Consider the following 13,222-nt stretch of genomic DNA (forward strand, 5'->3'; position numbering starts at 1 on the left):
GGTCTAGGCCGCCTTGCCATCGGAAAACTTTGCGATGGATTGCGCAAGTTCGGCATGGTCCTTTGCATAGGTCTCAAGCGGCACGCCCGCCACGGCTGCCTCCCAGGCCTGCCGCACGGCCTTCACGCCCGCGCCCGGTCCGTCCGGATGGCTGACGATGCCGCCGCCGCACAGATAAAGGAGGTCCGTCGAGCCACTCGTCGCCGCGATCGTCTCGGGCGCCTGCCCGCCCCATTGGCCGGAGCCGATGACCGGCAGCGCCACGTCCCTTTCCGAAAACAGCGGCGTGCTCACCGCCTCGTAGGAGCGCACGAAGCTCTCGTCCGGCTCCCAGTATTTCACCCGGATGCCGTTGATCTGGAACTGGTCGACGCCGAGCAGCCGCCAGAACTGCTGCCAGACGGAAAATTCGAAGCCGAGGCCGGCATGGCGGGTCAGGATATCCCAGCCGTTGCGATGGGCATGCAGCACGAGGCCGGAGCGCTTGCGCAGGAAGGAAAGGCCGCCGAAGCCGATGGAATTGATGTTGACCACGGCGCAATTGCCGCCGGCCGCAAGCACCAGGTCATGGTTTCGCATCATCTCGTCGGGATCGGCATGGCTGATGCCGAAGGCATACATCACCTTCTTGCCGGTCTTCTGCTCGTGGTCGAGGATCCTCGGCATGATCACCGCCACGCGGTCCTTCAACGGCGAATAGGCCGGGCTCATAAGCTTCTCGTCGTCCTTGATGAAATCGACGCCCGCCTCGATCAGTTCGCCGACCATCTCGGCCGTCTCGTGCGGCCGCAGGCCGAGCGCCGGCTTGACGATGGTGCCGATGATCGGCCGGCCCGTCACGCCCGTCAGCGCGAAACTGCCGGGAACGCCGAATTGCGGACCGGGATGGGCGGCGGCGAATTCCGGCGGCAGCTTCATGCCGACGATGCGGATGCCCGTCATGCCCTTGATGGAGAACACGCCGCCGATCGCGATGGTCATCAGCGCGGAAAGATCGGTGCCGACCGCATCCATCGGAAAATCGATATCGGCATCCGCCCGGTGGAAGAGACCGGCCCCACCGGCCTCGTCGGGGAAAGAGGCCCGCTCGACGGGCGGCAGGGGACGGATGGCGACGACGCGCGCCGCAACACGCGCCTTCAGTTCCTCCGTCTCGCCGGGCAAGGCCACGAAGGTGCCCGTCGACTGGTCGCTGGCGATCTTCCGCGCCATGGCCTCGGGCGAACCTGCGGTTTCTATCCGATAGGTCAGACGGATCACGTTTTCTCCTCCCGCTTCTGCCGCGTCCCGCTTGTGCAAATACATCAACTGGTATAATGAGTATTTATGTTATTGCAAGCCAACATTCGCGAAAGCTGTTGCGGCAATGGAACTTGATGCATATTCAAACCTGTCGAAACCAGGTGCCCCATGAACGTCGCTTCCGAACCGATCGTCCGCAAGAAACTCTCCGACGAAGTCTTCGCCCGGCTGAAGAACATGATCGAGACCGGCGAGTTGAAGGCCGGTGACGACATGCCATCCGAGCGCGAGCTGATGGAGCGCTATGGCGTCGGCCGCCCGGCCATCCGCGAGGCGATGCAGGCGCTCGCCGGCAAGGGCCTGGTCGAGATTTCGCAGGGCGAGCGCGCCAAGGTGCTGCGCATCACCGCCGAATCCATCATCCGCCAGGTCGACCTGCCGGCCAAGCTCATGCTCTCCGGCTCCTCGGACACGCTGGAGCACCTGAAAAGCGCCCGCATCTTCTTCGAGCGCGGCATGATCCGCGAGGCCGCTGCCAAGGCGAGTCCCGCCCACATTGCCGAATTGCGCGCCCTGCTCGACAAGCAGAAGCAGAGCCTCGGCGACGCGGACGCCTTCATCGAGGCGGACATGGAGTTTCACCAGTGCATCGCGCGGATTTCCGGCAATCCGATCTTCGCGGCCGTCAGCGGCGCGATGCTGGGATGGTTGAAGTCCTATCATACGGAAATGCTCATCTGGACGGGCCGCGAGAATTTCACGCTGGCCGAACACGAGGAAATCATCCGCACCATCGAGAAGGGCGATGCCGACCTTGCCGAAAAGGCGATGATCAAGCATCTCGAACGCTCCCGCGCGCTCTATGCCCTCAAGAAATAGGGCTCAGAGCACGACCTCGACCGCACCATAGGGCGGCAGGCCGATCCTTTCGGCCGCCGGCAGCTCCGTGCCATCGCCACCGATCAGCGACACCTTGCGCGGCAATGCGGGAAGCACAACCGCCTGCATGTCCCGCGTGATGTTCGCCAGCAGCAGCCGGTCCGCCGTGGCAAGGCCCAGCACCGCATCCGGACGGGACGTCTCGACGGCGACCAGCATTGCGCCCGAGAGGCTGCCGAGCCGCGCCAGCACATGCGCGAGCGGCCGCAGCCCCCCTCTGGGTGTCGCCTCCCCCTCGCCCGCCACGAGCCCGAATGGTCCGGCCAGCGTCGACAGCGTCAGCACCTCCGGACCGGCCGGAGCGACCGTCGCGGCATAGGCGAGCGTCCAGGCCGCGCCGAATGCCCCGTTGTGACGGGGGTCCGCATCGGCCATGGGAATGCGGCCGCCCGCCGGATTGTCCTTCGTCGCGCTGCCGTAGGGATTCTGCCGCATGGCGATCGTCGAGGGGCCGATGCGGTAAGGCCTGTCGCCATAGAGCGCGCGCACCGAACGTGTGACGAAGCGCAACGCCTCGAAGGTCTGCATGACGGAAAGATCATCGGCCGCATGCACGATCGGATTGGTGCAATGGCTGATATAGTCCAGCAATTCGCCCGGCACGCGCTTCCGGTTGAGCTCGGTGAAATAGCTCATCATGCCGCCGCCGAGCCGCACGCCCGGAAAGGCCGCCCGCGCCGCGGCATAGACTGCCTCCAGCGGCGGGCATTCCGGCCAGGTGCTGCCGGGCGGCGTCGATTGCCGGTCCACCGCGGGGCAGACGAACAGCGTGTCGAGTCTCAGCCCAGACTTACCGACAAGTGCCGCAATGTCCGCCATCTCCTCATCGAGCGGCTGCTGGCATGGCACGGCAAGTTCCAGCGTCACCTTGAGGCCGGACCGCGCGGCGATCTCCGCATAACCGGTCAACGCGCCAACGCCATGGCCGGCGGCAGGATCGAAATGGGCGATCAGGTGCCGTGCACCCACCATCTTCAGGACATCAAGCGCAGCCCGTTCCCCGGCAAGGCATTCCGGCCTGAGCCCGACGCCCATCTCGGGGAAGCGGCGCGGCGTCGGCGCCAGCCGCAGCGAGACGGCATCCGCGGCGCTAGCCGCGGGCGCGGCGTCGGCGCTCGCCTCGATCACGACGGAAATCCGCTGGCTGAACGGTTCGTTCTTCGGCACGCGATAGGGCCAGGGCAGGGCCAGCGGCCGCACATAGGTCTTGTAGGAGCCGTCGGTCCAGTTGCGCTGGTCCTCCATCTCGAAGACATCGCCGGAAAATTCCGTCGTCGCCGCAATGCCGGGCGCGACGCGATGGGTGATGGCGGCGATGTCCTTGAAGGGCTGCCAGGGCTCGATCCGGTCGGGCCACAAGGCCCGCTCGATGCTGCCGTCACCGTGGCGGATTTCGACCGGCTCGCCCGCAACGCCGACGACCGGATGCAGTACGACGAAGCCGGCACGGGCGGTCTCGAAATCGGCATCGCTGACGCAATCGGCGGAAAGGGTCACGCCCTCGGCGCTGCCGGCAATCGAGATAGCGCAGTCGAGATTGGCGCCGGAGGGAGCGCTGAAGCGGGCATCGTAGCGAACGGAGAAGCCAGCTGCCGTCTCCTCCACCACGAGGTTGGCGATGGCGGCACCGCAGGTGCCCCAATCCTTGTCGCGCACGAGGAAGGCAATGGCGCGCAACACTTCATGGCCGCGAAACCGCAGGGTGCGCAGGTTGCCGTCCTGAAGCTCCACGTGCAGATCACCCGCCATGAGCGTCCGGCTTTCCGGCTCCTTCTCGCTTGTGCCGTAAAGCCGGAGCAGGTCCTCGCTCATCCCAGCAGGTCCCCGAGATCGACCGTCTCGCCGCGTTCGGCACTGAGATAGGCCGCCTCCACCAGCGCGAAGGTCTTGAGGTTGTCGCGGCCGGATGTGTCCGGCTCGCGGCCCGCAGCCAGCCGCTCGACCCAGTGTTTCTGGATCAGCGCCACGCTTTCCTGGATGTTGTGCCAGGGCCGCGAGGCCCAGGGCAGCAGGGTCGGCGCGACGCGGTTTTCGCGCGTGCCATCGGGCCCGTGGACCGCGAGCCTGTAATCCTTGCCGAGCCGCAGCGTGCCCCTGCTGCCGTCGATCTCGACGAAAGTCTCCGGAAACGGCTCTTCCGGCAGCTTCGTCGCATAGCTGACATCGACGATCGAGGTGACGCCGCTGTCATGGTCGAGCAGCATCGTCGCCACGTCCTCGCCGGCGATGTCGGGGTTGATGCGGCGCGTGCGGGCCGTCATGCGGCTGGCATCGCCGAAGAGGAAGCGGGCGATGTCGAGCGAATGGATGCCGAGATCTTCGATGATGAAGCGCTTGCCCCTGGCGAGATAGGGCTGGCCGGAGAAGACGTCGAAGCCGGAGCGGAAGGAGACGCGGCCCCAGAAAGGTTCGCCGATCGCGCCGCTGTCGAGCACCGCCTTGACGGCGAGGATCGGCGTCTGCCAGCGGAAGTTCTCATGGATCATCAAGGGTATGCCGGCCGCCTCGGCGGCGACGACCATGGCCTTGGCATCCTCCAGCGTCGGCGCGAAGGGTTTCTGGCAGATCGCCGGAACCTTGTGCCGTGCGGCAAGTTCCACAAGCGCGCGATGGCTGCCGACCGTGGTGGCGATGTCGACGAAATCGAAGCCGCCATCGGAAAACATCGCCTCCGCGGACTGGTAGCGCCTGTCGACGGCGAATTCGTCGCCGACGATGCTGAGCCGCTCCGGATCACGGTCGCAGATCGCCGCGATCTCCACCTCCGGCAGGTCCCGCCAGCCATGCATCTGGTTGACGGCGAAGAAGCCGCAGCCGATCAGCGCACCCTTGAATTTCCTCATGCTCAGCCCGCCTTCGCCATCTGCATCAGGGTGACGCGCTGCTGCAGCCGGCGCTGCGCCTGGTCGACAACGACGGCCACGATGATCACGAGGCCCTTGATCACCATCTGCCAGAAGGAACTGACCCCCATCATCACCAACCCGTCGGAAAGAATGCCGATCACGAAGGCGCCGATGATCGTGCCACCGATCGTGCCGCGCCCACCCGACATGGATGTACCACCGAGAACGGCCGCCGCAATGGCGTTCAGCTCGAGATTGGTGCCGGTCGCCGGGTGCGAGGCCATTAGTTCCGAGGAGATGATGAGGCCGACGATCGCCGCGCAGAAACCGGAGAACATGTAGACGAACATCTTCACGCGGTTGACGCGGATGCCGGACATGCGCGAGGCGCGCTCATTGCCGCCGACCGCGAAGATATGCCGACCGAGCGGCACGAAGCGGGCGAAATAGGCCGCGCCCAGCGCGACGACGATCAGGATCCAGACGGAGACCGGCAGGCCGAGGATCGAACCGGAGCCGAGATAGGAAAAACCCTGGTTGCCGAGGTCTTCGCGCCCGGTGAGATTGGGCAGGGTCTGACCGTCGGAATAGAGCAGCGCCATGCCGCGCGCCACATAGAGCGTGCCGAGCGTCGCGATGAAGGGCGCGACGTTGAGGCGGGTGATGAGCAGGCCGTTGACCGCGCCGATCAGGATGCCGACGGCCATGACGATGATCGCCACCTCGACCACGTTGAAATAGACCGTGTAGCCGAGCGGCAGCGCCACGCCGTACATGATGAGCCCGCCGGCGATCATGCCGCAGAGGCCGACGATCGAGCCGACCGAAAGGTCGATGCCGCCGGTGATGATGACGAAGGTCATGCCGATGGCGAGGAAGGCGTTCTGCGTGGCGTGCTTCGACATCAGGATCATGTTCGCGGTCGACAGGAAATTCGGCGCGAAGATCGAGAAGAAGATGATCACCGCGAAGAGCGCGATGAAGGTCCTGAGCTTCATGATCGTGAGCAGGGCCGCGCCTGTCGAGAGATGGTTGCCGGCGGCGGCAGTGTGCGTTGCTGTCGTCATCACGCATGCATCCTTCTGGTTTTATGTCCCTCCGCGGAGGCCGAGACGATCATGTCCTCGGTGGCGTCCCTTCGGTCCACCACCGTCACGAGGCGGCCGTTGCTCATGACGGCGATGCGGTCGGAGAGCGCCATGACCTCCTCGAGGTCGGAGGTGGAAAAGAGGATCGCGAGCCCCTCGCCCGCCAGCCGCCGCATGGTGCGGAAGACGTCCGCCTTGGCCCCGACATCGATGCCGCGGCTCGGCTCGTCCATCAAAAGCACCTTCGGCCCGGTCATCAGCGCCTTGCCGATGACGACCTTCTGCTGGTTTCCGCCGGACATGGAGGTAACGTCGAATTCCGGGTTCTTCGCCTTGATCGAAAGGCTGCGGATCATCTCTAGGATCGCCGTCTTCTCCAGCTTCAGGTCGATATGGAATCCGCCCTTCAGGAACTGGCCGAGGCTTGCCATGGACAGGTTGTCGGCAATCGACATGGACTGCACCAGGCCCTCGCGCTGACGATCCTCCGGGATCAGCGCCAGGCCCTCGCGGATGCGCCGGGTCGTGTCGCGCCCCTTCAGCTCCTCGCCTTCGATGAAGATCTTTCCCGTATAGTGCTCATGCCGGCCCATGATGCATTCGAAGAGTTCCGAACGCCCTGCGCCCATCAGGCCGTAGATGCCGAGGATCTCGCCCTTGCGCACGCCGATCGAGACATGGTCGACCGCATAGCCGCCCTGCGCGCGCGGCAGGCAGATCTCTTCCGTGCGAAACACTTCCGCGCCGGGCTCGTGATCGATCTGTTTCGCGAAATCCTTGGCGTCCGAGCCGATCATCGAGCGCACGATCCAGCGTGTATCGATATCCTTGACCATGGCATGGCCGGTGATCTGGCCGTCCTTCAGGACGGTGATGTAATCGCCGATACGCATCAGCTCCTCCAGCCGGTGCGAGATATAGACGATGGCGACGCCGCGCGCCTTGAGGTCGGCGATGACGCGGAAGAGCACATCGACCTCCGCCGCGCTGAGCGCCGAGGTCGGTTCGTCCATGATGAGGATGCGCGTGTCGAGCGAGACGGCGCGCGCGATCTCGACGAGCTGCTGCTGGCCGATCGGCAGGTCTTCCGCCAGCGTATCGGCGGAAATGCCGGCTTCGAGACGGTTCAGGAACTCGTTGGCCTTCTCCACCTGCGCCTTGTGGTCGATGCCGCGAAGGCCTCTTGTGATCTCACGCGTCGCAAAGATGTTCTCGGCAACGGAGAGGTTGCCGAACAGGTTCAGTTCCTGGAAGACGATGCCGATGCCGTGGCGCACCGCGTCGGCGGGGCTGTTCAAATGGATGCGCTCGCCGTCCATCCAGATTTCGCCCAGCGTCGGCCGCTCCACGCCGGCGATGATGCGCATCATCGTCGACTTGCCCGCGCCGTTCTCGCCGACGAGCACGTTGACCGCGCCTCGCCGCAGCTTCAGGTCCGCCTTCTTCAGCGCCACGATGCCGGAATAGGCCTTGGTGATATCCTTGAGTTCCAGAATGACGTCGCCGTCGTCGATGCCACTCATCTCAACCCCCGACGGTGATCGTGACGGGCACGAATTGCGGCAACTGGCCCTTGGCCGGCAGCGGATAGGCGCCGGTCGCCTTGATCGTCCTGCCCGTCAGGTTTTCCCGCGGCAGCTTTTCCAGAAGCAGGCCGTTGACATGGGTGTTGAACGACTTGCCGTACTGAGCCCATTCGATCTGGTTCTTGAACTCGTTGAAATTCACGAACTTCAGGCTGTCGCGGATCGCCGTGCCGCGAATGGCCGGGCCGATCGAGACACGCACATCCGCTTGCCTGTCGCCGTTAACATCCACGTCGACATAGGCCGCGCGCGACTTCGTCTCCTCGGCGACGATCACGCCGTCGATCCTGGCCGCAAAGGTCCAGGGCGCGTTGCCCTGCTTTTCCTTGTGGCCGTATTTTTCAGCCGCGGCATTCAGGTCGCTCGCCGCAAGGGCGGAAACCTCCTGGAACGGGCCGGCGCGCTCCTCGATATAGGGCACGACCCTGGTGTCCCAGATATCGGCGACCAGCTTGTCCGGATTGAAGGCGCCGGCCGCCGCCTGCTTCCGCTCGTCCTCGGTCTTGACGAACTTGCAGCCGCCGAGCGCCAGCGCGCCGGCAAGCAGGACCGGAAAGGCAGCCTGAAACCTCAGCATTGGCATTCTCCGTCATGAACAGAAATGCGAGGCGGGACCGCACCCCGCCTCGCACCCTCGCGGGGAGGATTATTCCGAGAGCGCGAAGGTTTCGAGCTTGTCGGCGTTGTCCGCGGTGATGAGCACGCAGTCCATGAGCTGCTTTTCCTCGGCCGGCGCCTTGCCGGTCGTGATGTATTCATGCGCCTGGGTGACGGCGAGCTGGGCCTGGGCGTAGGCCGGCTGCATGACGGTGGCCTTGATGCCGCCCGCCTTGATCGAGTCGCGCACGTCGTTCGAGCCGTCGAAGCCGACGACGATGACGTCCTTGCGGCCGGCGGCCTGGAGCGCCGCTATCGCGCCCATGGCCATGGTGTCGTTGCCGGCGATCACGCCCTGGATATCGGGGTTCGCCTGAAGGATCGTCTCCATCTTGGAATAGCCTTCGGTCTGGCTCCAGTTGGCCGACTGCTGGGCGACCATCTTCATGTCGGGATATTCGTCGATGACGTCGTGATAACCCTTGGAGCGGATGCCGGCATTGAGATCGGCTTCGCGGCCGAGCAGCTCGACATAGTTGCCCTTCTCGCCCATCAGCCTGACGAACTCTTCCGCGCCGAGCTGCGCGCCCTGGTAATTGTTCGAGACGATCTGCGAGACGGCGACGCCCGTGGCGTTGATCTCGCGGTCGATCAGGAAGGAGGGAACGCCCGCGTCCTTCGCCTTCTGCACGGCGGCGATCGAGGCTTCCGAGCCGGCATTGTCGAGGATGATCGCCTTCGCGCCGCGGCCGATCGCCGTGTCGATGAGCTGCGACTGCTTGTTGGCGTCGTCGTCATGCACGAGGACCAGCGTCTCGTAACCGAGTTCCTTGGCCTTCGCCTCCGCGCCGACGGCTTCCGCCTTGAAGAACGGGTTGTCGTGGCTCGGCGTGATGATGGCGATGAGATCGGCGGCGAAGGACGGCATGGCGACGCCGGCGGCCATGACGGCGGCGAAACCGACGGTGATCAGTCTGCGGGTAATGTTCATGTTTTTCCTCCCGGTTAGGCACCGGTGTCTCCAGCGGCCATTCCTCCATTGAAAAGGGCCGCCCCGGTGCAAGTTGGTTCATCGGCGGGCGAACCCGCCGGGCATCAGGTGATGCGCCGGATGCTGGCCGCGATTTCCGCAGGCTCGAAGACGCGCTTCCAGTCGTCCTTCATCAGCACGGGCTTGCCGAACTCGATCGCCTTGTTGCAGGCGTCGGAGAAGACGCCGGGCGTCTCTTCGAAGATGACCGCGCCGAGCACGTTCATGTGGCCGAGCAGGAAGTCGCGGGCGGCCTCCTCGGCGACGCCGCGCCGGACGCACTCGTCCATCGCCTCGCGCATCACGACGAGCAGCGAGGCGCAGACCGTTTCTGAAAGGCCGGGCTCCAGCAGCGCCATCTGCTCGACGGTGACACGGTGCGAGCGCATGACCGGCGCCCAGATGGCCTTGGCGATCTCCTCGCCGAGCGCATAGGTCTCTTCCGGTCCCTGCATCAGCGCGGACACGATGTGCTGCTTGGCAGCGATGCCGCCGAAGAAGTCGCGCTTGGCGGCCGGGTCCGTCTCGTCGTTGAAGATCGGCGGATGGCAGGGATGCGTAACGAAATAGGTGAGGTCCGCGCGCTCCGGCAGGTGGCCGGCGAAGGGGGCGGCCGCATCGAGCACGACGACCATCGTGCCCGGCTTCAGCTTGTCGACGATGCCGGCCGCGACCTTGCCGATCGCCGTATCGGGAACCGCGAGGATGACGACGTCGGCGCCTTCGAGGCCCTCATCGGCGGAAACGCAGGAAAGGCCGAGATCGTCGGCAAGCCGCGCCCGGCCGGCGTCGCTCACCTCGATGGGGCGGACATCGAAGCGCGAGCCCTTGAGATTCTTGGCAAGCCGATAGCCCATTTTGCCACCGGCACCGAACAGCGCGATCGATGTCATCGAAGACCTCCCTGAATGCGGCAGCCGGATTCCATGTCGCCCGGCTGAAATTTCCTTCGCCGGGCACCCGGCGCAGGCCTATATTTCCCAACTGGTATAATATGTCAATGATTATCTCTTAGAATATGTGATATCACGATGAACATAACACGGCATCGCTTCGACGCGCACGCCGAACAGGCCAAGGCATACCACTGAAAATACAGAGACTTCACTGCCGGAACGACAAACGAAAAAAGCCGAACGTCACGCGCCGTTCGGCTCAATGTCACAGCAGGAATGTTGATATCGTGCCTCCTTAAGGGAAAGCACGCACGATGAAACCCGTCAAAGCCGGCTGGCGATCGTCCTTGCGACCAGGGCCAGCGAGACGGCGCCGGCATCCGGATGGCCGATGCTGCGCTCGGCAAGCGGACGCGCCCGGCCGAGCCGCGGCGAGAGCGGCGCGGTGGCCTGGGCCGCCTCTTCGCAGGTGACGCTCGCCTTCCGCCAAGCATCCTTCAGGGACAAGCCGTCCGCCCTCGCCGTTTCGAGCGCCGCGACGAAGGGTACGAAGGCATCGACGAGGGTCTTGTCGCCCGGTTTCGCCCCGCCAAGACGCATCACGTCATCGAGCGCCAGGCGCGCGCCCCGCACGATATCGGCCTCCGGCAAGGCCTTCTCGTCGGAGAAGGCGGAACTCCACGACCGCAGCAGCAAGCCCCAGATCGCACCGGAGGTTCCGCCGGCCCGATCCGCCCAGGCATCACCGGCGACGGCCAGCGCCGTTTTCGCACCGGCGCCGCGTACCACGGCCTGATGGATGGCATCCCGCGCGGCGGCGGCGCCGCGCCGCATGCCCTGGCCATGGTCTCCATCGCCGGCAAAGGCATCGATCCGGCCGAGTTCGGCCTCCGCCTCCTCCAGCGCCGAAACCATGGCTTCGAGAATGCCGGCAAGGCAGCGGGCACTCTCGCGCGAGGCGCCGGAAGCCGGGCCGACAGCCGGCGTCTCGTCCCCGGCATCCTCGACGAATGCGGCGGGCTGCGTTTGAAAACCCTCGCCGCGTCGGAAGACCGGCGTATCGCAAGGCGCAAGCCAAAAGCGCTCCAGTTCCTCGTCGAGCCACATCACCGTCAGCGAGCAGCCCTGCATGTCGAGGCTGGTGACATATTCGCCGGCCTCGGGCGCGACAAGATCGACCCCGGCCGCCGCAAGCCGCCCCTCGACCGCGCCCCAGAGCACGAACAGTTCCTCATACTTGGTGGCGCCGAGGCCGTTGAGCAGCACGGCGGCGCGGCGCGCACCGGCCGGACGCTCGGCGAGCACCGTATCCACCAGCAGCGTTGCAAGGTCGCCCGCCGGAACGATCTGCGTATCGCGGATGCCGGGCTCGCCATGGATGCCGAGGCCGAGCGCCATCATGCCCTTGGACACGGTGAAGAGCGGCGCCGTCGCACCCGGCAGCGTGCAGCCGCCGAAGGCGACGCCGAACGAGAAGGTGCGCGCATTGGCGAGCCGCGTCACGCGCTCGACCTCGTTAAGGGACAGCCCCGCCTCCGCCGCCGCGCCGGCCACCTTGAAGACGAGGAAATCGCCGGCGATGCCGCGCCTTTGCAGGTGCCTATCCGCCGGCGCACTCGCCACGTCGTCCGTCACGGTGACGATGCGCACGTCGATACCTTCCGCCCTCAACCGCTCTGCCGCAACGCCGAAATTGAGCACATCGCCGGCATAATTGCCGAAGCCGAGCAGGATGCCGCCGCCAAAGTCCGCCTTGCGGCAAACCCGGGCGACCGCTGCCGTCGAGGGCGAGGCGAAGATCTCACCCGCCACGGCCGCGTCCGCCATGCCCGGCCCGACATAGCCGGCGAAGGCGGGATAATGTCCGGATCCACCGCCGACGATGACCGAAACCTTTCCGCGCGGCACCGCGGTGGCGCGCACCACACCACCCTTCACCAGCCGCACGTAACGTCCGTAGACCCGAGAGAAACCCGCCAGCGCCGCCGAGGCAAAGGTTTCGGGATCATCGACAATCTTCGTCATACCGGTCCTCCCCGCAGGCAATCACGCCGCGAAGATGCAATATTGGTCGAAGGGAGAAAAGAGCAAAGGGGGGTCAGGCGGAACGCTCGGCATCCGCCACGATGACGTTGATGCCCTTCGAGCGCATGCGCGAGAGATGCGAGATGGGGATATCCTCGTCGACGATCACGGCGTCGAATTCCTGCAGCCCGGCAAAGTGGTGCAGCGCACGCCGCTCGAACTTGGTGTGATCGGCCAGGAGCACACGCTTGGTGGAACTCTCGAACATGGCCCGTTTTGTCTCCACCGTCTCCGGCGACTGGTGATAGACCACGTCATCGACGATGGCCGAGAGCGACATGAAGACGGTATCGGCCCTCAGGCGCCGGATCTCGTTGGTGGTGATGTGCCCCATGAAGGCATTGCACCAATTGTAGAACTGGCCGCCGAGACAGATGAGGTTGACGTCGTTGACGTCCTTCAACTCGTTGATGAGCACGAGCGAATTGGTGATGACCGTCAGCGGCACCTTGGCCGGCAGGAAGGCGGTCATCTCGTGCACGGTGGTGGCGTCGTCGAGAAAGATGGCCTGGCCCGGCTCGACGAAGCGCATGGCGGCGCGGGCAATCGCCTTCTTCTCCTTGGCCTGTTTCGTCGCCCGGTAGACGTCGGAGGATTCGATGAGGCTGGTCGGCGCGGCGGAAACGATGCCGCGCGTCTTGCGGAACAGGCCGCGGCTGACGAGTTCGTCGACATCGCGGTGCGCCGTCATCAGGCTGATGCCGAAGCGCTCGGTCAGGTCCTCGATGCGGATGGAGCCTTCGGCGATGACCGTCTCGGCGATCATCTGCCGGCGCACCAGCTGGCGCGCATGCCGGCTGTCGCTCGGCAGCTCTTCCGAAAGCAAATCCTTGACGTCGACTTTCTTGTTCACCGGAGACCCTGCCAATATTTCGAGGATAGCGTTTCGTATCTCGTATCGGGCGGCAAGGGA

11 protein-coding genes are annotated in these 13,222 nt (G+C 65.1%); 1 reads left to right on the plus strand and 10 read right to left on the minus strand.

The features are described from left to right. Positions 1-3: 3 nt before the first annotated feature. A complete protein-coding gene (gene oiaX / locus AABF56_RS16045; protein ID WP_272806697.1) occupies positions 4-1,260 on the minus strand; it encodes a 3-oxo-isoapionate-4-phosphate decarboxylase OiaX in 1,257 nt (418 codons plus the stop codon). Positions 1,261-1,410: 150 nt separating this feature from the next. Here oiaX and AABF56_RS16050 point away from each other — a divergent pair, with 150 nt between their 5' ends. After that, positions 1,411-2,121 (plus strand): transcriptional regulator NanR, encoded by a 711-nt coding sequence (locus tag AABF56_RS16050; RefSeq protein WP_272806698.1) that lies wholly within the window; start codon positions 1,411-1,413, stop codon positions 2,119-2,121. Between the two features lie 3 nt (positions 2,122-2,124). On the opposite strand, the gene apnL is transcribed toward AABF56_RS16050, so the two are convergent. The 9 genes from apnL to AABF56_RS16095 form a co-directional block, all read right to left on the minus strand. Continuing rightward, positions 2,125-3,993, minus strand: coding sequence for a D-apionate lactonase (gene apnL / locus AABF56_RS16055; protein ID WP_272806699.1), 1,869 nt, complete (start codon positions 3,991-3,993; stop codon positions 2,125-2,127). Beyond that, positions 3,990-5,024: a Gfo/Idh/MocA family protein gene (locus tag AABF56_RS16060; protein ID WP_272806700.1), complete on the minus strand. Its 1,035-nt coding sequence runs from the start codon at positions 5,022-5,024 to the stop codon at positions 3,990-3,992. Before AABF56_RS16060 ends, apnL begins: the two co-directional genes overlap by 4 nt. A 2-nt stretch (positions 5,025-5,026) precedes the next feature. After that, a complete protein-coding gene (locus tag AABF56_RS16065; RefSeq protein ID WP_244769842.1) occupies positions 5,027-6,094 on the minus strand; it encodes an ABC transporter permease in 1,068 nt (355 codons plus the stop codon). Further along, entirely contained in the window at positions 6,094-7,638 is a 1,545-nt protein-coding gene (locus tag AABF56_RS16070) for a sugar ABC transporter ATP-binding protein (RefSeq protein WP_272806701.1), read from the minus strand. The genes AABF56_RS16065 and AABF56_RS16070 overlap by 1 nt, the downstream gene beginning before the upstream one ends. Before the next feature lies 1 nt (position 7,639). Beyond that, complete coding sequence (locus tag AABF56_RS16075) at positions 7,640-8,278, minus strand: DUF2291 family protein (RefSeq protein ID WP_244769840.1); 639 nt, start codon at positions 8,276-8,278, stop codon at positions 7,640-7,642. Positions 8,279-8,347: 69 nt separating this feature from the next. After that, complete coding sequence (locus tag AABF56_RS16080; protein WP_244769839.1) at positions 8,348-9,289, minus strand: D-ribose ABC transporter substrate-binding protein; 942 nt, start codon at positions 9,287-9,289, stop codon at positions 8,348-8,350. A gap of 104 nt (positions 9,290-9,393) precedes the next feature. Next, on the minus strand, positions 9,394-10,221 hold the full coding sequence (locus tag AABF56_RS16085; RefSeq protein WP_272806702.1) for a phosphogluconate dehydrogenase C-terminal domain-containing protein: 828 nt from the start codon (positions 10,219-10,221) through the stop codon (positions 9,394-9,396). A 327-nt stretch (positions 10,222-10,548) separates the two neighbouring features. Further along, on the minus strand, positions 10,549-12,249 hold the full coding sequence (locus AABF56_RS16090) for a dihydroxyacetone kinase family protein (protein WP_272806703.1): 1,701 nt from the start codon (positions 12,247-12,249) through the stop codon (positions 10,549-10,551). A gap of 73 nt (positions 12,250-12,322) precedes the next feature. Next, positions 12,323-13,177, minus strand: coding sequence for a DeoR/GlpR family DNA-binding transcription regulator (locus AABF56_RS16095; protein WP_398432045.1), 855 nt, complete (start codon positions 13,175-13,177; stop codon positions 12,323-12,325). Positions 13,178-13,222 lie beyond the last annotated feature (45 nt).

The organism is Shinella sp. WSC3-e, assembly GCF_945994535.1.
GTDB lineage: Bacteria > Pseudomonadota > Alphaproteobacteria > Rhizobiales > Rhizobiaceae > Shinella > Shinella yambaruensis.